The 20110-nt window shown below is 74.6% G+C and carries 14 protein-coding genes; 3 read left to right on the forward strand and 11 right to left on the reverse strand.

All coding sequences use genetic code 11. The features are described from left to right. Positions 1–144: 144 nt before the first annotated feature. Entirely contained in the window at positions 145–1638 is a 1494-nt protein-coding gene (locus F0L17_RS08900; protein ID WP_155070650.1) for an MFS transporter, read from the reverse strand. A gap of 166 nt (positions 1639–1804) precedes the next feature. Next, positions 1805–2383, reverse strand: coding sequence for a dienelactone hydrolase family protein (locus F0L17_RS08905; protein WP_155070651.1), 579 nt, complete (start codon positions 2381–2383; stop codon positions 1805–1807). A 320-nt stretch (positions 2384–2703) separates the two neighbouring features. Here F0L17_RS08905 and F0L17_RS08910 point away from each other — a divergent pair, with 320 nt between their 5' ends. Further along, on the forward strand, positions 2704–3972 hold the full coding sequence (locus tag F0L17_RS08910; RefSeq protein WP_155070652.1) for a PP2C family protein-serine/threonine phosphatase: 1269 nt from the start codon (positions 2704–2706) through the stop codon (positions 3970–3972). Between the two features lie 267 nt (positions 3973–4239). Then, positions 4240–4911, forward strand: coding sequence for a DoxX family protein (locus tag F0L17_RS08915; protein ID WP_338018013.1), 672 nt, complete (start codon positions 4240–4242; stop codon positions 4909–4911). Here F0L17_RS08915 and F0L17_RS08920 read toward each other — a convergent pair. The 6 genes from F0L17_RS08920 to F0L17_RS08945 form a co-directional block, all read right to left on the reverse strand. Further along, positions 4908–7232, reverse strand: a complete 2325-nt coding sequence (locus F0L17_RS08920; RefSeq protein ID WP_420802402.1) for a xanthine dehydrogenase family protein molybdopterin-binding subunit — start codon at positions 7230–7232, stop codon at positions 4908–4910. The genes F0L17_RS08915 and F0L17_RS08920 overlap by 4 nt on opposite strands. Further along, entirely contained in the window at positions 7229–9043 is a 1815-nt protein-coding gene (locus tag F0L17_RS08925) for a (2Fe-2S)-binding protein (protein ID WP_155070656.1), read from the reverse strand. The genes F0L17_RS08920 and F0L17_RS08925 overlap by 4 nt, the downstream gene beginning before the upstream one ends. Beyond that, positions 9040–9900: an FAD binding domain-containing protein gene (locus F0L17_RS08930; RefSeq protein ID WP_155073368.1), complete on the reverse strand. Its 861-nt coding sequence runs from the start codon at positions 9898–9900 to the stop codon at positions 9040–9042. The genes F0L17_RS08925 and F0L17_RS08930 overlap by 4 nt, the downstream gene beginning before the upstream one ends. A 398-nt stretch (positions 9901–10298) precedes the next feature. Beyond that, the gene (locus tag F0L17_RS08935) at positions 10299–11984 is read right to left on the reverse strand and encodes a beta-N-acetylhexosaminidase (protein WP_338018014.1); all 1686 of its coding nucleotides are present in this window, start codon (positions 11982–11984) and stop codon (positions 10299–10301) included. A gap of 476 nt (positions 11985–12460) precedes the next feature. Next, the gene (locus tag F0L17_RS08940) at positions 12461–12745 is read right to left on the reverse strand and encodes a DUF3039 domain-containing protein (RefSeq protein WP_155070658.1); all 285 of its coding nucleotides are present in this window, start codon (positions 12743–12745) and stop codon (positions 12461–12463) included. Positions 12746–12828: 83 nt separating this feature from the next. Beyond that, positions 12829–13389 (reverse strand): YqgE/AlgH family protein, encoded by a 561-nt coding sequence (locus F0L17_RS08945; protein WP_155070659.1) that lies wholly within the window; start codon positions 13387–13389, stop codon positions 12829–12831. A 296-nt stretch (positions 13390–13685) separates the two neighbouring features. Here F0L17_RS08945 and murA point away from each other — a divergent pair, with 296 nt between their 5' ends. Next, a complete protein-coding gene (murA, locus tag F0L17_RS08950) occupies positions 13686–15014 on the forward strand; it encodes a UDP-N-acetylglucosamine 1-carboxyvinyltransferase (RefSeq protein WP_155070660.1) in 1329 nt (442 codons plus the stop codon). Positions 15015–15131: 117 nt separating this feature from the next. On the opposite strand, the gene F0L17_RS08955 is transcribed toward murA, so the two are convergent. From F0L17_RS08955 to F0L17_RS08965, 3 genes are all read right to left on the reverse strand, one after another. Further along, positions 15132–15413: an HU family DNA-binding protein gene (locus F0L17_RS08955; RefSeq protein ID WP_155070661.1), complete on the reverse strand. Its 282-nt coding sequence runs from the start codon at positions 15411–15413 to the stop codon at positions 15132–15134. A 310-nt stretch (positions 15414–15723) separates the two neighbouring features. After that, the gene (locus F0L17_RS08960) at positions 15724–17169 is read right to left on the reverse strand and encodes an NAD-dependent malic enzyme (RefSeq protein WP_155070662.1); all 1446 of its coding nucleotides are present in this window, start codon (positions 17167–17169) and stop codon (positions 15724–15726) included. Between the two features lie 424 nt (positions 17170–17593). Beyond that, positions 17594–20029: a HelD family protein gene (locus tag F0L17_RS08965; RefSeq protein ID WP_155070663.1), complete on the reverse strand. Its 2436-nt coding sequence runs from the start codon at positions 20027–20029 to the stop codon at positions 17594–17596. Positions 20030–20110: the final 81 nt, after the last annotated feature.

Consider the following 20110-nt stretch of genomic DNA (forward strand, 5'->3'; position numbering starts at 1 on the left):
GGTGCCCTCGACCCGCCGTACGGGGGACATCCGGAGGGCGGACGGGAGTGCGACCCACGTCACAGACCACCTGTGTCCGGGAGCGGGCGCAGACGTTCGCCGATCGGCTCGCCGGCCCCCGCCCCCGTCCGGTCGCGCCCGGTCTCACTTCCCCGGGCGCAGCCGTCCCGCGACCAGTGCGCCCACCAGGGCGACCGCCGCCGCCGGGAGGTAGACGGCCAGGAACGCCGTCGGGTGGGAGGCGGCGCCCGCCTCCCCCACCCCGTGGCCCACCACGCTCACCGCGCCGCCGCCGAGGGCGGCGAACGCGGCACCACAGCCGGCGAGCAGCACCACGTTGGACAGACCGTCGCTGAGCTGGAGGGCGGCGGAGTTGGCGCCCGCCTCCTCCGGCCTGGACAGCTTCAGCAGCAGCACGCTCGTGGAGGAGATCACCATGCCCATCCCGAAGCAGCCCGTCGCCTGCGCGACCGCCGCGACCCACACCGGGACGGCCTCGACCAGCACCAGCGGTATGGCGGAGATGCCCGCCGTCACCACCACCATGCCGATCCGGACCAGCGTCTCCCGGTGTCCGTCCATCACCGGACGGGACTGCACGTAGGAGCCCAGCGCCCAGGTGGCGCCGCCGGCCGCCAGCGCGAGCCCGGCCAGGGTCACCGACAGCCCGCGCTGGGTGACCAGCATCAGCGGCACGAAGCTCTCGGCGACGACGAACGCGCCGGCCGCGATGCCACGCATCAGCACCACCGTCGGCAACCCCCGCGCGGCGCGGAACGTGCCGCGCGGCAGCAGACCGAGCGCCGCCGGGACCATCAGCGCGGCACCGGCCACCGCCGGGACCAGCGAGACCCAGCGCAGGTCCTGCCCGGCGTACTGGAGCAGCCCGGCGCCCAGCGACACCGCCACCGCCAGCCTCAACAGCCGCCGGTCCATCGGGCGCGGCTCGCCGGGCGGCGGCCCGGAGGCGGCCCGCCGCAGGGGCGGGAGCATGACCGCGATCGGCAGGACGACCAGGGCGGGGATGCCCAGGAACACCCAGCGCCAGCCGAACTGTTCGGTGACCGTCCCCGCGATCAGCGGCCCCACGACCGACGGGATCACCCAGGAGGCGGCGAAGGCCGCCATCACCGTGGGCCGCAACCGCTCGGGGTAGGCGCGGCTGACGGTGACGTACAGCGCGACGATCACCAGCCCGCCGCCGATGCCCTGCACCGCCCGACCGAGCACGAAGGCCCACATCGCCGTGGCCGTGCCCGAGAGCAGCAGTCCGACCGCGAACGCGCCGATCCCGCAGGTCAGCGGCGCCAGCGGGCCGGAGCGGTCACACCACTGACCGGAGGTGACCATGCCCAGCAGGCTGGTGGTGAAGAACGCGGAGAAGGCGAACGCGTACAGCGCCACGCCGTCCAGTCGGTCCGCGGCGACCGGCATGGCCGTGCCGACGGCCGTCGCCTCGAAGGCGATCAGGAGAACGACGGTGACGATGCCCAGGGTCAGTGCCCGGTGGGTGCGGCCCAGTACCCCGCCGTCCGCCCCGTCCACCTCCGGGGCCTCGGTGGTACCGGCCGGGGTGAGGACGGGGGCGGTGGAGGCCGCCTTGCCCAGGTCCTCGACCTCGTCGTCGAGTGTGCTCATGCGGCTCAGCGTAAGGCCCGTCGCCGACACTCGCCCCTGTCGGGGGGCGGTGGCGGGCTCGGCCATTGGTCCTGGGTCCACCGGGTGGAACGTGCCGGCACGGCGGAGGAGCACAGCTTCGGACGGAGATCCTCCGGTCACCGCCCCCACGTCCCCCGCCCGACGGCTATCCGACCCGGTCGAGGAAGTCGAGCACGCGTTCCGTGAGGAGTTCGGCGGCCTCCTCGTCGTACGCGGGCAGGCCGCCGTCCGCGAACAGGTGCCGGTCGCCGGGGTAGAGGAACAGCTCGCCGTCCGCGGCCTCCTCGACGAGGGCGCGGGCCGCCTCCAGGTCGCCCTCGCCCGCGAAGAGCGCGTCGTCCGCCATGCCGTGGATCCGGACCGGAACGTGCGGAGGCCATCCCCCGCCGACCTCGGGGAGCGGGGCACAGGCGTGGAACAGCAGCGCGCCCCTCGCGCCGGGCCGCGTCCGGGCCAGCTCCTGCGCGGGCAGGACGCCGAGCGAGAAGCCCGCGTACACGAGGTCGGCGGGGAGTTCCCCGGCCGCCGCCACCCCGCGTTCGACGAGCGTGCCGAACCCGACCGCCCCGGCGTGGGCGACGCCCTCCTCGAAGGTGTCGAAGACCCGCCCCTCGTACAGGTCCGGGAGGTGGACGACGTGGCCGGCCCCCTCGATCCGCGCCGCGAACTCCCTCACTCCGGAGGTCAGTCCGTACACGTGGTGGAAGAGCAGCACCTCGGCCATGTCGTCGTCCTCCGTTCCGGCGCCGACCGCACGGCACCGCCGGGAACGAGTATGGACCGGGGCACCGACAGCCCCCGACAACGGCCCCGTCGCCCTTCGCGGGCCGGTCGAGCGGCCCGGCCGCGCCGCCGTGGACGGTCGTTGTGTCGCGGACCGACTCCATGGGGTGATCATGGGCACCGAAACGGAAAGCCGGGGCATACGGGCTCTGTGAGCACGGTGGCGGCAGCAAGGCAGCAAGGGGCGCCGCGTCCGGGGTGGAGGTCCGGAGCGCGCCATGGACGAGCCGGAACGGACGGGTTCCGGCGAGGGGAGTTGGGATGGCAGTCGAGTACGACACCGGAAGGGGCACCCACACCGGGATCCTCGCGGCGGTGGAGGCGGCGCCGCCGGTGGAGTCCGTCGATGTGGTGGCCCGTGAGCTGAGGCGGCGCTTCGGCGCGTTGTCGGTGTCGTTCCTCATCACCGACCTGTCGAGACAGTCGGTGGTACGGCTGAGCACAGCGGGCGAGACCGGTGCCGGGGAGGCCGTGGAGAGCATCTCGCTGTTCGGGAGCGTCTACGGCGACGTGATACGCACCCAGCGGATCCGACTGGCGGACTCCGTCGACGGGGACGGTGGACAGCGGGTGATCGCCCCGGTCACCAACCGCGGCGATTCCATCGGACTGTTGGAGGTGCGAGTTCCGGCCGGCCCGGACCGCAGAACGCTGCGGGAGATCAGTCGTGCCGCCCACACCCTGGCCTACATCGTCATCGCCAACCGCCGCTTCACCGACCTGTACCAGTGGGGCCGCCGCACCGCCCCCCTGAGCCTGGCCGCCGAGATCCAGCACAACCTGCTGCCGTCGTCACTGTCGTGCGAGGCCGCGCAGTTCGCGGTGGCCGGGGCGCTGGAGCCGGCGGGCAACGTCGGCGGCGACACCTTCGACTACGCCGTGGAGCGGGACACCCTGCACCTGTCCGTCACCGACGCCATGGGGCACGAGGTGAACGCCGCGCTGCTGGCCACCCTGCTGCTCGGGGCCCTGCGGGGCGCCCGCCGGGCGGGTTGCGACCTGGCCGAGCAGGCACGGCGGGCGCACCAGGCCATGCTCGACCACAGCGGTGGCGCGATGGCCACGGGACTGCTGCTCCGCGTCTGCCTGCGCGACGGCCGGGTCACCCTCGTCAACGCCGGCCACCCCTGGCCCCTGCGGCTGCGGGACGGCAAGGTCGAGGAGATCGAGTTGCGGATCAACCTGCCCTTCGGGGTCCCCTCCGAGCGCCCCCACCAGGTGCAGGAGGCGGAGCTGCGGCCCGGTGACCGGCTCGTCATCCTCACCGACGGGATGTTGGACCGTCGTTCGCGGGCCCTCGACCTGCCCGCCCTGATCACGAACACCGCCGGACTCCACCCCCGTGAGGCGTCCCAGGCCCTGACCATGGCGGTCCTGGACGCCAACCTGGGCCGGCTGAAGGACGACGCGACGGTGATGTGCCTGGACTGGTACGGCCCCGAACCCGTCCGACGCGACGCCCACACCGGCGCCGACCTCACCCAGGCGTCCCCCGCGTCGTTCCCGTTCCGTCCGCCTTCCCAGGTGTGAGGTCGGGGCCGGCGCGGGGCGGTGGGCGGCTCGGGTCCTCGGGGAAGGACCGGAGCCGCCCACAAAGGCCGAAAGCAGCCGTACGGGATGTCTTGTCAGACGTCGGAGCGTGACCGTACAGTCCGCGCAACGGTTCATGGGAGCGCTCCCACGCTCTCGGTCTCCCCCCACCCGCCCCCCACGGAGGCACCGCATGAGGTTCCGTTCGCGCCCCGCCCTGCCCGCGCCGCCCCCGGCGCGCTCCTTCCCCGCTCCCGGAGTCCGCCGGTGAACCGCGAACGTGACGTCCTCGTCCCCGACGACCCGCGAGGGGAGACACACCGGCCGGCGGTGCCGGGCCGGACGGGGACGGCCGCGGCCGGACCGGACCACCCCGACGTCCGTCACCGGCACCACTCGTATGCCCCGACCGCCCCGACCGCCCTGACCGCCCTGGCCGCCTTCCACCGACGGCACAGCCTCACCGTGCTGCGGGTGTGCGTCGGGGCGCTGTTCCTCTGGTTCGGGGCGACGAAGTTCCTGCCGGGAGCCGGCACGGCCGAGGACATGGCCACCCGGGTGATGAGCGAACTGACCCTCGGGCGCGTGCCCGCGGAGCTGTCCCAACCGCTGCTGGCGACGTTGGAGGTGCTGATCGGGGTCGGGCTGGTCACCGGCCTGCTGCCCCGGCTGACGCTGCTGGTCTTCTTCGGCCACATGGCCGGGACGTTCACGGCCCTGGTCGTGCTGCCCGCCGAGACGTGGAACGGCGTCGCCCTCCCCACCCTGGCCGGACAGTACGTGATCAAGAACATCGTGCTGGTGGCCGCGGGGCTGACCATCGCCGCCCACGCGCCGCGACCGACCGCGACCACGGGCCGGGCCGCGGAGCGGCGAAACGGCGGTCGAGGGGGCGGTCGAGGCGGCGGTGCCGGGACGGGCCGCCCGGCCGGGCCCTAGGGGGTCATCACCGCGGCCTGCGGGCGGATCGGCAACCGGTTGACCGGGCGCCCGGTGGCCGCGCGGACCGCCGCCGCCACCGCCGCCGGGGAGACCACCACCGGCACCGCGCTGACCGACTTCGCCCCGAACGGGGCGACCACGTCGCGCTCCTCGACCAACTTGACGACCCGCACGTCCGGGGCGTCCAACGCCGTCGGCAGGGGATAGGCCGTCAGGTCCGGGTGGCGGACCACGCCCCGCGAGACCCGCAGGTGCTCGGTGAGCGCCGCGCCCACGCCCTGGGTGACGCCCGCCTCGATCCGGGCCCGCAACTGCCGGGGGTTGAGGACCCGGCCCACGTCCTGGGCGACGGCCATCTCCACCACCCGGACCGCGCCCAGTTCCACGTCCACGTCCACCACCGCACGGATCGCGGCGAAGGCCAGGCCGACGAAGGCGTCGCCCTGACCGGTGTCGTCCAGCGGCTCGGTGGGGTGGGGGCGGCACTGGGCGGTGGCCCACAGCTCCTTGCCCTCCAGGGCCTCGGCGACGGTGGTGCTGAGCACGCCGTCGTAGGAGGTGATCCGGCCGTCGGCGATGGTCAGCAACTCGACGGACATCCCGAACTTCGCCGCCAGCGGCTGGAGGAGCTGGGTGCGCACCATCTTGGCGGCCCGCTCCACCGCGCCGCCCGAGACCCAGGTGTGGCGGCCCCGGGCGCCGGGCCCGGCCGGAGGCTGGTCGGTGTCGACGGGGACGACGTGCACCTCCTCGATGCCGAGCACCTCCTGCACGATCTGCCGGGCGAGCGTGGAGAAACCCTGGCCGGTCTCCACCGCCGCGCACATCACCGTCGCCACCGGGCCGTTGACCTTGACCGTCGCCGTGGACACCTCGTCGGTACCCTCCGCGCCCAGCATGTGGACCATGCCGAGCGCGTAGCCGACGCCACGGCGCACCGCGCCCGGGTCGCCCGCGCCCTCGGGGCCGCCCGGCAGCAGCCACTCCTCCTCGGGACTCTCCTTGGGCAGCGGCGGCAGCGGCGCCTCCCGTACGGCGCGCAGCAGTTCGGCCACGGGCGCGGGGCAGGTGACGGTCTGTCCGGTGGGCAGCAGGTCGCCGGTGGCCATGACGTTGCGCATGCGCAGCTCGACCGGGTCCAGGCCCAACTTGGCGGCGAGCTTGTCCATCTGGCCCTCGTAGGCGGCGCACACCTGCATCGCGCCCTCGCCGCGCATGTGGCCCGAGGGCGGGTTGTTGGTGCGGACGGCCCAGCCGTCGACGGCGGCGTGCGGCACCACGTAGGGGCCGGCGGCGAAGGCGACGGCGGCGGCCAGCGCGTCGGCGGAGTCGTCGGCGTAGGCGCCGGCGTCCAACAGGATCTGCGCCTCGACCTTGACCAGGCGCCCCTCGGCGTCGGCGTGGTGCCGGTAGCGCAGCAGGGTGGGGTGACGGTGGGCGTGACCGAGGAAGGACTCCTCGCGGTTGGCGGCGAGCTTGACCGGGCAGCCGGTCCGCAGCGCCAGCAGCGCCAGCGGGAACTGCACGCTCAGGTCCTCGCGGTCGGCGGTGGCGCCGGGGACCCCGGTGACGACGACCTTGACCTGCTCGGGGCGGAGCCCGAGGCAGGCGGCCGCCAGGTCGCGGTCGGTGTGCGGGTCGGTGGAGGCGGTGTAGATCTCCACGCCGCCGTCGGTGCGGGGCACGGCGAGGGCGGCCTCGGCGCCGATGGGGGCCGGGTCCTGCCGCCCGATGCGGTACAGGCCCTCGACGACCACCTCGCCGGTGACGGACTCGTCGCCGAAGCGCAGCGGGATGTGCCGGACCAGGTTGCCGTCGGGGTGGATGGGCTCGGCCTCGAACGCCTTCTCCGGGTCGGTGACCGGCTCCAACACCTCGTACTCGACGGCGATGGCCGCGGCGGCCAGCCGCGCGGTGTCCGGGTGGTCGGCGGCGACGGCGGCGATGGGCTCGCCGTGGTGGCGCACCACGTCACGGGCGAAGGCGGGACGGTCGGCGACGCGGCGCCCGTGGGTGGCGGCGCCGGGCACGTCCTCGTGGGTGACCACGGCCCGCACCCCGGGCATGGCGGCGGCGGGCGCGGTGTCGATGGAGACGATGCGGGCGTGGGGGTGCGGGGAGCGCAGCACGGCCGCCCACAGCAGTCCCTCGGCCCACAGGTCGGCGGCGTAGGGGAAGGTGCCCTGCGTCTTGGCGGGCGCGTCGGCGGGCCGGAGCGAGGCGCCGAGTCCGAGCCGCGGCTCGGACTCCCCCTCCCGGGCGGCGCCGGGCAGGGGGACCCCTCCGGCCGGGGTGGCGGTCACCGCGTCGCTGGTCACTGCGCGCCTCCGTCCTGGGGCAGGTGGTGGTCGTGGTGGGTGCCGCCGGAGACGGGCCCGGACTGCTGCGGGATGCGGATCCGCGCGTCGCCGTGGCTCCCCGCGTCCCCGGTTCCGCCGCCGCTCCCCGCCCCGCCGGTGTCGTCCCCGGTACCCCGCGCCTCGGCCTCGCGGGCCTCGGCGGCGGCCTCCCGCTCGGTGACGACCGCGCGCACGGCGTCGAGGACGCCCCGGTAGCCCGAGCAGCGACAGAGGTTGCCGCTGACGGCCCGGCGGATCTCCAGTTCGGTCGGGGCGTGGTTGCCCTCCAGCAGGTCGTGGAGGGTCATCGCCATGCCGGGTACGCAGAAGCCGCACTGGACGGCGCCGCAGGCGGCCAGGGCCCGCTGCACGTCGCTGGGGGTTCCGTTCCCGGCGTCCCCGGCCAGGCCCTCGACGGTACGGACCTCCGATCCGGCGGTGGTCGCGGCGGGCACCAGACAGGACGCGACGAGCCGTCCGTCGACCTGGACCGAGCAGGCGCCGCACTCCCCCTGGGAGCAACCGTCCTTGGCCCCGGCCAGACCGAGGCGTTCGCGCAGCACGTACAGCAGGGACTCGCCGATCCAGGCGTCGGTCACCGGCCGTTCGACGCCGTTGACGCGCAGGGTGTACGAGACGTGCGGGTGCTCGCTGTCGACGGCCGCCGGCTCCGGTACGGGCGCGTCCGCGGCGGGGGCCTCGGGGGCGGGCGGTTCGGGGAGGTCGACGTGCTCCCGAGGCCGCTCGGCGGTGGGGTCCGCCGCGGGCTCGGAGGCGGTCTCGGGCACGGACCGGCCGGCCGCCGGCTCCGGTACGGCCTCCGGCCCCTCCGGTGGGGTCCGGTGCTCGTCGGGGGCGGGTCCGCGCGCCTCGCCGGAGGCGGCCGCGGGGGACGTCTCCTCCCGGTCCGGTCCCGCGGTGTCCTCCCCTCCGCGGTCCTCCTGCCGGTGGGCGGGCCGCGGCACGGGCTCGGCCTCTCCCGGTGCGGGCGGCTCGGGGAACCGTCCGGTCGACGCGGGGGCCAGGTACTCGCCGGAGTCGTCGGGGCTGCCGGCCGCCGCGAACGGGATGGACCACTGACCGGTCGCGCCGGGCGCCGGCACGGCGCTCCAGTCGGTACCGGAGGGCCGGGGGGCGCCGCCGTGCGCCTGGTCGGGGGCCGGCTTGGGGGGCGACGGCTCCTGGGGCCGGGGAGGCTGCTCATCGGCCTGCGCCCGTGCCGGACGGGCCGGGTCCGTCGGGCCCTCGCCCAGTGGACGGCGCTGCCGCTCGCGGGCCTCGTGGGAGCCGGCCAGGGCCGCCGCCGCGCCCTGACCGAGGGCGGCGGTCATGCCCGACGGCTGGGAGTGTCCGTGCGCGGCGTCCTGTTCGGCGCCCCGCGCGGGCTCGGACGCGGGCGCGTGCGCGGGCTCGGGCGCGGGCGCGGGCGCGACGTCCGCCGGGGTGGAGGCGAACGGCATCGTCCACTGGCCCGGGGCCGCCGGGTCGGTACCGGCCACGGGCGTCACCGGCACCTGTTCCCGGTCGGACCCGGGCGTCCGGTACGCCTGGGGGTCGATGGCGGGCGGCGTCCAGCCCTGACCGGTGCCCGGTGCCGCCAGCGGGTCGGGCGGGCCGCCGGAGCCGTCGTCGTACCCGTGCCGGTACGGCCCCGGCAGGTCCTCGGGGAGCTGTATGAACGCGGTGGCGTCCCCCTCGTGCTCACCGCCCCAGCCGCCCTCGGGCGTCGGCGGCGGGACGGGCCGGCCGGAGTCCTCCGGCGGGAACGGCCGCTGCTGGTCGTTGCTCATGCGAGTGCCCTCCCGAGCCCCCGGCGGGCCAGTGTCGCCACCGTGCGCCGTACGTGCAGTGCCGCGGGCGGAAGCACGGGCGCCGCTCCCCCACCCTCCGGTGCCGGGGGGTCGGGGATACAGGCCATGGCGACGTAGTCGCCGAAGGCGGCCAGCACCTCGGGGGCCAGGGCCCGTCGTCCGTCCCAGTCGATGAGCGAGGCCACCCACTGCTCGGCCTCCAGCGGACGCAGCGGCATCGGGGCGACGGCGCCGACCGCGCAGCGGACCCCGCGCCGGGCGGGGTCGAGCACGACGGCGACCGAGGCCAGGGCGCGTCCGGGGCCGGTCCGTCCGGTGGCCTTGAGGAAGGTCTGGGGCGCGTGCAGCAGCGGCACCCGCACATAGCCGACGATCTCGCCGGGACGCAGCATCTCCATGCCGGTCAGCAGGTGGCTCACCGGGATCTCGCGGCGCGCTCCGTCCGCTCCGGCGATCAGCAGCGTGGCCTCCAACGCGGCCAGCACGGGCAGGGAGTCGCCGGTGGGCGAGGCGGTGACGATGTTGCCGCCCAGCGTTCCGGCGTTGCGGATCTGCGGCGGCCCGGCGGCGCGCGCGGCGGCGGCCAGGGCGGGAATGAGGGCGGCGAAGTCGGGGCGTCCCATGCGGGCGTGGGTGAGTCCGGCGCCGAGCAGGGCGTGGCCGTCCTGGTACTCCCAACCGCGGATCTCGCTGATCCGCCCCAGGCCGACGAGCGCGGCGGGGCGCAGGAGGCCGGAGTTGACCTCCGTCATCAGGTCGGTGCCGCCCGCGACGGGTACGGCGGCAGGCGTGTCGGCCAGAGCGGCCACGGCCTCGTCGAGCGTGGCCGGCAGCATGACCGGCTGCGCCGCCCGTGGTGCGTGCGGTGCGTGCGTGCTCAATCCAGCGCCCCTTCCCCGGTCGTCCCGGCTGCCCAGCCGTACCGTACGTGCTGAGAGCCCGGACGTGGCAACTCTGGCACATTCCGGGGGGCCGTCGGAGCCGGGGTCCACGAAGGGAGCATCCGTCCCTGACCTGGCTGATGACCCGGTTTCGGCGGGCGTCACCGATACGAGCGGCCCGCCACTCCTGGGAGACCTTGTACTACTTTATACAGCCGGCTCGCCCGCCCTTCCGCGCCTGTTGACGCCTGTTGACGGCCGCCGGCGGCTGCTCCGACGTTTCGCCGGGCGTCGCCCAGGGGGCCCGTACGCGGGGCCGGGGGCGGGCGCGGGCGGTGCGCCGGCCGGTGCCCTCAGACCGACGGGGGCGGCCCCTGGCGCGGGAATCCGGCGATACCGGGGCGGCGCTGCCAGGGTCGCGGCCCCGAGGGCGGCCGGTACGCCACCCCCAGGGCGTCGAGACGGGCGTAGTGGGCACCGGCCATCCGCCGCTCGAAGTCCTCCCACTCGCGCGCCTCGCGGCGCGACCACACCACCTCGGCGAAGGCCGCGAGCCGGGGGAACGCCTGGTACTCGGCGCGTCGACGGTCCTCCACGACTTCGGTCCACAGGTTGGCCTGGGCGCCGAGGACGCGTCCGGCCGCCTCGGTGCCCTCCAGTTCGGGCGGCACGGGCTCGAACCCGTGGACGTCCCGCAGGGTGCGCACGTACCCGATGGGCACGGGCTCGTCCTCGCCCGCGTCCTGTCGGTGGTCGAGGTAGACCTGCTGCTCGGGACACATCACCACGTCCAGCCCGGCCCGCGCGGCGGCGATCCCCCCGGCGTACCCCCGCCAGGAGGAGACGACGGCGCCGGGGACCGGAACCGGGCCGTCCCCGTCCGCGCCCCGGTCGTCCAGGATCTCGTCCCAACCGACGAGCCGGCGGCCCCGTTCGGCCAGCAGCCGGCCGAAGTGCCGCGTGAACCACGCCTGGAGGCCGTCCACCCCGTCGAGTCCCAGCCGTGCCGCCCGCGCCCGCGCGGTCGGGGAGCGCCGCCACTGGTCCCGGGGGCACTCGTCGCCGCCGATGTGCACGAACTCGCCCGGAAAGAGGTCCAGGACCTCCTCGAACACCCCCTCGTAGAAGCGCAGCACGGCCTCGGTGGGGGCCAGGACGTGGGGGCTGACCCCCCAGTCCGTCCACACCTCCGGCGCGGTGTGCGCGGCGTCCCCGTGGACGTCGGTGTTGCCCAACTCCGGGTAGGCGGCGATGGCCGCCTGCGAGTGGCCGGGCAGGTCGATCTCGGGGACGACGGTGACGTGCCGCTCGGCGGCGTACGCCACGATCTCGCGTATGTCGTCGTGGGTGTAGAAGCCGCCGTGCGGGCGTTCGTCCCACAGGGGGGAGGCCCGGTGCCCGAGCCGGGTGCGCGGGCGCCAGGCGCCGACCTCGGTCAGCCGGGGGAAACGTTCGACGTGCAGGCGCCAGCCCTGGTCGTCGGTGAGGTGGAGGTGGAGGACGTTCAGCTTGTGGGCGGCGAGGAGGTCGATCCAGCGCAGCACGCCGTCCTTCGGCGTGAAGTGCCGGGCCACGTCCACCATGAAACCGCGCCAGGGGAACCGGGGGGCGTCCTCCACCACCGTGTGCGGCAGCGTCCGGGGGCGGCCGGGCAGGGGCGCGCCGCGGTACGCGTCGGGGCCGAGGAGTTGACGGAGCGTCTGAACGCCCCAGAAGACCCCGGCCGCGGCGCCTCCGGCGATCTCGGCACCGGACGCGGTCACCTCCAACCGGTAACCCTCCGGGCCGAGTTCGGCGGCGACCGTCTCGTCCACCCGCAGCCGCAGGACGGCGCCCCCGTCCACGCCCGTGCTCCCCGGCGGCAGCGGCAGACCGGTGGCCGCGCCGAGCGTGCAGCGCAGCACCCGGGCGGTGTCCTCGGTGCCCTCCCGGGCGTCCAGGACCGTCCGCGCGTCCAGTTCGAGCCGTCCGCCGTCCGCCGGCACGGTCACCGAGCGCGGCAGGGGGACGAGGGCGCGGGCGGGGTGGGTGTCGTGCACGGTGGGGCCTCCTCGGTGGTGTCGCGCCGTCCGCGCGGCCTCGGCGTTCGGTGTCCGGCTCCCCGGTCCTCCGCGCCGTACCGGCGGCGCCACGGGCGGACGACTTCCCGGGCGCCCCGAGCGGAGTGCCGTTGCACAGCGCGCAACGGGTGTTTCACATCGCACAACTTCGCAGGAGGTTAAGGGCATCACCGATGGCCGACAAGAGGTCTGGACCATTTTTCGACGGTCGCGCACGGCCGACCGCGCGCGGAAACGCCCCCGAAGAAGCACGGTGGCCTCCGCGACGCGCCGGGGCGCGTCGCGGAGGCCACCGTGGGAAAGTCCGGGCCCTGCGCGGGGCGGGCACCGGACCGGAACGGGCGGAGGGGAAGCGGGGGAGCGAGAAGGAGGGCGAGAAGGGGGAGCGGGCGAGGAAGGGGGGGAGGAGAAGGGACGGGGGTCGCGAGGCCCCTCGTCCCGCCTCACCCCCTACGTCACTTCTTCCCGCCGTCCTTGTCCTTGTCGCCGCCGGCTCCCATGGACTCGTAGATCTCCTTGCACATGGGGCAGACCGGGTACTTCTTGGGGTCGCGCCCCGGTACCCAGACCTTGCCGCAGAGCGCGACGACGGGAGTGCCGTCGAGCGCGCTGGCCATGATCTTGTCCTTTTGGACGTAGTGGGCGAAGCGCTCGTGGTCGCCATCGCCGTGGGACACCTGCGGGGTGGGCTCGACGAGGGTGCCGGTGCCCGTCCCGCGCTCGGGCTCAGGAGTGCTCATGGGGCCCAGCGTACTGCGACCCGCCCGGCGGACGGGGTCCCGGTTCGGCCACGGGCGGCGGCCGGTTCGGCGACGGGCGGCGGCTAGTTCAGCGACGGATCGTCCGGATACGTGGCCACCATCGCCAACTCGCTGCGCTGCCGGCGCAACACCGCCCGCCACAGCCGCTGGGGGTCGGGCGCGGAGACGTCGCCCGGTTCGGACTCCACCACGTACCAGGCGCCCTCCTCCAGCTCGTCCTCCAGTTGGCCCGGCCCCCAACCGGAGTAGCCGGCGAAGATCCGCAGCGAGCCCAGCTCGGCGGCGAGCAGCTCGGGTGGCGCCTCCAGGTCCACCAGCCCGATCGCCCCGTGCACCCGCCGCCATCCCAGCGGACCCTCCCCACCGGGAATGACGGCGACGCCCAGCGCCGCGTCCAGCGAGACGGGCCCGCCCTGGAAGACCACGCCCGGCTCACCGGCCAGCGCGGCCCAGGGCTCCAGGACGTCGCCGACGTCGACGGGGGTCGGCCGGTTGAGGACGATGCCCAGTGATCCCTCCTCGTCGTGGTCGAGGAGCAGCACCACCGCACGGTCGAAGTTCGGGTCGGTCAGCGCCGGCGTCGCGACGAGCAGCCGCCCGGTGAGCGAGGACACCTCGGTCATGCCCCCATGATCCCGCACTCGGGGCCGTCAGGGGAGGCGACCCCGTACGACCTCCGTACGAGATGCGTCACCGGACGCGGGCGGCCCCACGGCCGTCCCTCGTTCCCGCCGGCACCCCTCCCACCGGCACGGACGCGGCCACGGGGGTACGCCGCGGTCCCGGTCGGTCCGGAGTCGGACGCCCTCGGGAGCGCTCCCGGCCCCGCGCGCGGCGGGTCCGGGCGGATACGGCGGGGGCCTGCGGCCATTACCATTCCCTGTGCCCCTGCTCTACCTCATCCTGGAACGCGAGGCCCATGACCGGCACTGACGACGTACTCCTTGTCCACGGCGGCACACCGCTGGAGGGCGAGATCAGAGTCCGCGGCGCGAAGAACCTCGTGCCCAAGGCCATGGTCGCCGCACTGCTCGGCAGCGAGCCGAGCCGACTGCGCAACGTCCCCGACATCCGTGACGTGCGGGTCGTCCGCGGCCTGCTCGAACTGCACGGCGTGACCGTGCGCGGCGGCGAGGAGCCGGGGGAGCTGGTGCTCGACCCCTCGCACGTGGAGAGCGCCAACGTCGCCGACATCGACGCCCACGCGGGCTCGTCCCGCATCCCGATCCTGTTCTGCGGCCCGCTGCTGCACCGGCTGGGCCACGCCTTCATACCCGGTCTGGGCGGCTGTGACATCGGCGGACGGCCGGTGAACTTCCACTTCGACGTGCTGCGCGAGTTCGGCGCGACGATCGAGAAGCGCGCCGACGGCCAGTACCTGGAGGCCCCGCGGGGCCTGCGCGGCTGCAAGATCCGTCTGCCGTACCCGTCGGTCGGCTCCACCGAACAGGTGCTGCTGACGGCGGTGCTGGCCGAGGGCGTGACCGAGCTGTCCAACGCCGCCGTGGAGCCGGAGATCGAGGACCTCATCTGCGTGCTGCAGAAGATGGGCGCCATCATCTCCATGGACACCGACCGCACCATCCGCGTCACCGGTGTGGACAAGCTCGGCGGCTACAACCACCGCGCCCTGCCGGACCGCCTGGAGGCGGCCTCCTGGGCGAGCGCGGCGCTGGCGACCGAGGGCAGCGTCTACGTGCGAGGCGCCAGCCAGCGCGAGATGATCACGTTCCTCAACACCTACCGCAAGGTCGGCGGCGCGTTCGAGGTCGACGACGACGGCATCCGCTTCTGGCACCCGGGCGGCGCGCTCAACGCCATCGCCCTGGAGACGGACGTCCACCCCGGCTTCCAGACCGACTGGCAGCAGCCGCTGGTCGTGGCGCTGACCCAGGCCTCGGGTCTGTCGATCGTGCACGAGACGGTGTACGAGTCCCGGCTGGGCTTCACGTCCGCCCTCAACCAGATGGGCGCGCACATCCAGCTCTACCGCGAGTGCCTGGGCGGCATGCCGTGCCGCTTCGGCCAGCGCAACTTCCTCCACTCCGCGGTCGTCTCCGGCCCCACGAAGCTCCAGGGCTCCGACCTGGTCATCCCCGACCTGCGGGGCGGCTTCTCGTACCTGATCGCCGCCCTGGCGGCGCAGGGCACCTCCCGGGTCCACGGCATCGACCTGATCAACCGGGGCTACGAGAACTTCATGGAGAAGCTGCCGGCGCTGGGCGCGCGGGTCGAGCTCCCCTCCTGAGCCACCGGAACGGCGCACACCACGCACACCACGACCGAGGGCGGCCATCCCCTTTCCGGGATGGCCGCCCTCGGTGTGTGTGCGCGCGCCCGTGCCGCCACGGGTGCCGCCAGGGGCTCACTTGCCCTTGGCGGCCTCCTTCAGCTTGGAGCCCGCGGAGACCTTCACGCTGTATCCGGCCGGGATCTCGATGGGCTCGCCGGTCTGCGGGTTGCGAGCGGTACGGGCCGCCCGGTGGGTGCGCTCGAAGGTCAGGAAGCCGGGGATGGTGACCTTCTCGTCGCCCTTGGCGACGACCTCGCCGACCGTCTCGGCGAACGCGGCCAGCACGGCGTCGGCGTCCTTGCGGGTCACCTGGGCGCGCTCGGACAGCGCGGCCACCAGCTCACTGCGGTTCATATTTCGTACTCCCGTGTGTTACTTGCCTGTGAGGCGTGAGATCGAAGCCGATGCTGCCAGGGCCCTCGGACACTCCCCGGACCCGGGTCTGCTGCCAGACCCTCCGCGTCCCGGGACGTCCCAGGACGCGGCCCTCGGGGAAGCATCCTGCCCCCACCCGTGGCCGTAATGCCAATCCGGCGCCCTGTGACGTCGCCCGAAGAGCGCCCGTGACACGCTGCGATGACGCTCCGTGACCGACCCCGGCGTGGCTTCCGCAACCCTAAGGGGCCATCCGGGTGCCACGGCCCCGACGCGCCGTGGCCGGACGTCAGGCGTTGGTGGCGGTGGTCACAGGAACGGTCACGGACTCGCCCGCCGCGATGGCGGCGTCCCGCACCGCGCCGGCGACCGCGCCCGCGACCTTGTCGTTGAAGACGCTCGGGATGACGTAGTTCGGGTTCAGCTCGTCCTCGTGCACCACGTCGGCCAGGGCCCGCGCGGCGGCCAGCATCATCTCCTCGTTGACCGTGCGCGACTGGGCGTCGAGCAGGCCGCGGAAGACGCCGGGGAAGACCAGCACGTTGTTGATCTGGTTGGGGAAGTCCGAGCGTCCGGTGGCGACCACGGCGGCGGTCCGGCGGGCGATCGCCGGGTCCACCTCGGGGTCGGGGTTGGCGAGCGCGAAGACGATCGCGTCGTCGGCCATCGCCGCCACGTCCTCGGCGCCGAGGACGTCCGGGGCGGAGACGCCGATGAAGACGTCGGCGCCGACGACGGCCTCCTTGAGGGTGCCGGTGACCCCCTCGGGGTTGGTGTTGTCGGCGATCCAGCGCAGCGGGGAGTCGGGGGCGGCGTCCACCAGGTCGGAGCGGCCGGCGTGCACCACGCCGTGGATGTCGGCGACCACCGCGTGCTTGACGCCGGCGGCCAGCAGCAGCCTGAGGATGGCGGTGCCCGCCGCTCCCGCGCCGGACATCACGACCCGCACGTCCTCGATGCCCTTGTCGACCACGCGCAGCGCGTTGGTGAGGGCGGCCAGGACGACGATGGCGGTGCCGTGCTGGTCGTCGTGGAAGACGGGGATGTCCAGGGCCTCGCGCAGCCGCGCCTCGATCTCGAAGCAGCGCGGGGCGGAGATGTCCTCCAGGTTGATGCCCGCGAAGCCGGGGGCGACGGCCTTGACGATCTCGACGATGGCGTCGGTGTCCTGGGTGTCCAGGCACAGCGGCCAGGCGTCGATGCCCGCGAAGCGCTTGAAGAGGGCCGCCTTGCCCTCCATCACCGGCAGGGCGGCCCGCGGACCGATGTTGCCCAGCCCCAGCACGGCCGAGCCGTCGGTGACGACGGCCACGGAGTTGCGCTTGATGGTGAGCCGGCGGGCGTCCTCGGGGTTGGCGGCGATCTGGGTGCAGACCCGGGCGACGCCGGGCGTGTAGACCATCGACAGATCGTCGCGGTTGCGAATGGGGTGCTTGGACGCCATCTCGATCTTGCCGCCCAGGTGCATCAGGAAGGTCCGGTCGGAGACCTTGCCGATGGCGATGCCCTCGACCCCGCGCAGCTTGGCGACGATCTCGTCGGCGTGCGCGGTCGAGGACGCGGCGATCGTGACGTCGATGCGCAGCCGCTCGTGACCGGAGGCGGTGACGTCCAGGCCGATGACCGAGCCCCCGGAGGACTCCACGGCCGTGGTGAGCTGGCTGACCGCCGAGCCGCCCGCGGGCACCTCCAGGCGGATGGTCATCGAGTAGGAGACGCTAGGCGCCGTTGCCATGGCCGGTTCCCTCTGCTTCTGCTTTCCGGTGGTGCTGGGTCGTGTGCCCGGCCGCGCCGGGACACGTCACCCGATCGTCCCACTTACCGTCCGGTACGCGGTAACCGACTACCGGAAGCGAGGTGTTTCCCGCCATAAGAAATGATTTGTCCCCGCACGGGCCGCCGGGCCGCACGGAACACACGAGGGGCGGGGAGGCGCGCGGAAAACGGAGAGCGGAAGGGGCCCGCACCGCCCGAGGGACGGCGCGGACCCCTTCCGCGTCCAGGTTCTACGACACCGACCCGCCATGCTCGCCTCGCGGCAAGTGGTCGCTCGAAGCGACTGTGGTTGGGCCCGGGGGCTTGGATCGGGCCGGTGCCACGACCAGGCTAACAAACGATCGGGACGAGTGGCTCCTCCCACCGTGCGGCCGGCGCCCGCCTCACTCCCGGAGCAGGTCGGGCACGCCTTCCCCGTCCGGCAGGTCCTTCTCCCCGGACAGGACGGTCAGCCGTTGGGTGGCCCGGGTCAGCGCCACGTACAGCACCCGCAGCCCGGCCGGGGACTCGTCGGCGATCTCCGCGGGCGAGACCACGAGCGTCGCGTCGTACTCCAGCCCCTTGGCCTCCAGGCTGCCCAGCGGCACCACCCGGTCGCCCAGTCCGGCCAGCCAGGACCGGGCCTCCTCGCGGCGCTCCATGGCCACCACCACACCGACCGTGCCGTCCACCTCGGCCAGCAGCCGCTCGGCCTCGGCGCGCGCCACGCGGCCCAGGTCGTCGCCGCCCTCCCCGCCGGCCACCACGAAGCGCGGCACCAGCCCCGTGGAGCGGACGGCCGTGGGCGGCCGCACACCCATCATCGTCAGGGCGAGCACCCGGGCGGAGAGTTCGGCGATCTCGGCCGGGTTGCGGTAGTTGACCGTCAACTCGAAGCGACGGCGCGGACGGGTGCCCAACGCCTCGTCGCGGGCCGCGGCCGCCTCCTCCGGATCCGTCCAGGAGCTCTGCGCCGGGTCCCCGACGACCGTCCACGTCGCCTGGCGGCCGCGGCGTCCGACCATCCGCCACTGCATGGGCGTGAGGTCCTGCGCCTCGTCGACGATGATGTGCGCGTAGTCGGTGCGCTCGTCCTGCCCGGCGTCCCCGGCCCGCTCGCGGCGGGCGGGCCGGGCGGCGATCCGGTCGGCGTGGGTGGTCAGCTCCTCCAGACCGGTGAGCTGGTCCAGCGGATCGACCTCCCTCACCCGGGGGCGGGCCGGAGCACCCAGCAGGACCCGCAGCTCGTCCAGGAGCGCCACGTCGTGGACGGACAGCGGACCGCTTCCGTCGGCGTCCAGGCGGGACAGCGAACGCGCCAGGCGCCGCACCTCGCGGGACTGGAGGACGCGGCGCGCCCAACGCCCCAGTCGCCTCTCGTCGGCCATCGCGGCCAGCACCCGGCGAGGGGTCAGTTCGGGCCACCAGGCGTCGAGGAAGGCGGCGAAGTCCGGCTCGGTGGAGACGTCCTCGTCGAACGCCTGCCGTGCCTCGGCGGCCAGCTCGGGATCGGTGTACCGGCGGCCGGCGCCCGAGCGCTCCCACAGCGCGTCCAACAGCAGCCGGCGGGCGCGCGGGCGCAGCAGGTTCACGGGGGCGGTACCGCCCAGCGCCCGCTCGCGGACCGCGCGCAGCCCGTCGGCGTCCAGCTCGACCCGCCTGCCGAAGGCGACCACACGCAGCTGCCGCGGCACCTCCCCGCCGTCCGGCGGGGGCAGCTCCAACGCGCCGCGTGCCGCCTTGCGCAGCACCTTCACCATGCGCGCGGAGCCCTTGATCCGGGCGACGGACGGCTCGTCGTGGAGCTCGGCCTCGGCGCCCTCCACCAGCGAGCCCAGCGCACGGATGACGACCTGGCCCTCCTCGCCGAGGGAGGGCAGGACACCCTCGGTGTAGGACACCAGCAGCGGAGTGGGGCTGACGACCAGGATGCCGCCCGCGTACCGCCGCCTGTCCTGGTAGAGCAGGTACGCGGCGCGGTGCAGGGCGACGGCCGTCTTTCCGGTGCCGGGACCGCCCTCGACCTCCGTGACGGAGGCGGCGGGAGCCCGGATCACCTCGTCCTGCTCGGCCTGGATGGAGGCGACGATGTCGCGCATGGCGTGGCCCCGGGTCCGGCCCAGCGCCGCCATCAGGGCGCCGTCGCCGACCACGGCCAGTTCCCCGCCGTCCAGGCGGGCGGTCAGCTCCGGACGCAGCAGGTCGTCCTCCACGCCCAGCACCCTCCGGCCCCGGCTGCGGATGACGCGGCGCCGCACCACCCGGCCCGGCGCCACCGGGGTGGCCCGGTAGAAGGGCGCGGCGGCCGGGGCGCGCCAGTCGATGACCAGTGGGGTGTAGTCGGCGTCGAGCACCCCGAGCCGCCCGATGTGGAGGGTCTCGGCGATGTCCGCGACGGCGCCGCCCGCGCCGTCGGGGCGCACGGCGTCGTCGGCGGGCTCGACGGAGGTGTACGCGCCGTCGGGGCCGCGCTTGCCGTCCTTGCCGGGCAGCAGGTCGATGCGGCCGAAGAGGAAGTCCTCGAACTCGCTGTTGAGCCGGTTGAGGTGCACCCCGGCCCGGAAGACCTGGGCGTCGCGCTCGGCGAGCGCCCCCGGTGTGCCGACCTGGGCGCGCCGGGCGGCGTCGGCCATGAGGAACTCGGCCTCGTGGATCTTCTCCGCGAGGCGCCGGTAGACCCGGTCGAGGTGCTCCTGCTCCCCCTCGGTCTCCCGTTCCCGTACGCCGTCGTGCGCCTCGGCGCGGTCGCCGGGACGTCCCTCGTCCCGGTTCCCGTTCCGGCTCTCGCCGCGGTGTCCGCCACGGTCGTCGCCACCGCCGGTGTCCGCGGTCCGCGGCATCGGCGACACCGGCGGCACCGACGGCACCGGCGGTGCTGTCTCCTGCGCTCCCAACGCACGGCCCCCTTCTGCTGTACTCAG

Origin of the sequence: Streptomyces taklimakanensis (assembly GCF_009709575.1) — a bacterium.
GTDB lineage: Bacteria > Actinomycetota > Actinomycetes > Streptomycetales > Streptomycetaceae > Streptomyces > Streptomyces taklimakanensis.

Bases quoted from the DNA above. Each gene is read 5' to 3' on its own strand.
- F0L17_RS08900 (WP_155070650.1), bottom strand. From the start codon at position 1,638: ATGAGCACACTCGACGACGAGGTCGAGGACCTGGGCAAGGCGGCCTCC.
- F0L17_RS08905 (WP_155070651.1), bottom strand. From the start codon at position 2,383: ATGGCCGAGGTGCTGCTCTTCCACCACGTGTACGGACTGACCTCCGGA.
- F0L17_RS08910 (WP_155070652.1), top strand. From the start codon at position 2,704: ATGGCAGTCGAGTACGACACCGGAAGGGGCACCCACACCGGGATCCTC.
- F0L17_RS08925 (WP_155070656.1), bottom strand. From the start codon at position 9,043: ATGAGCAACGACCAGCAGCGGCCGTTCCCGCCGGAGGACTCCGGCCGG.
- F0L17_RS08930 (WP_155073368.1), bottom strand. From the start codon at position 9,900: ATGCTGCCGGCCACGCTCGACGAGGCCGTGGCCGCTCTGGCCGACACG.
- F0L17_RS08940 (WP_155070658.1), bottom strand. From the start codon at position 12,745: ATGAGCACTCCTGAGCCCGAGCGCGGGACGGGCACCGGCACCCTCGTC.
- F0L17_RS08945 (WP_155070659.1), bottom strand. From the start codon at position 13,389: ATGACCGAGGTGTCCTCGCTCACCGGGCGGCTGCTCGTCGCGACGCCG.
- murA (WP_155070660.1), top strand. From the start codon at position 13,686: ATGACCGGCACTGACGACGTACTCCTTGTCCACGGCGGCACACCGCTG.
- F0L17_RS08955 (WP_155070661.1), bottom strand. From the start codon at position 15,413: ATGAACCGCAGTGAGCTGGTGGCCGCGCTGTCCGAGCGCGCCCAGGTG.
- F0L17_RS08960 (WP_155070662.1), bottom strand. From the start codon at position 17,169: ATGGCAACGGCGCCTAGCGTCTCCTACTCGATGACCATCCGCCTGGAG.
- F0L17_RS08965 (WP_155070663.1), bottom strand. From the start codon at position 20,029: ATGCCGCGGACCGCGGACACCGGCGGTGGCGACGACCGTGGCGGACAC.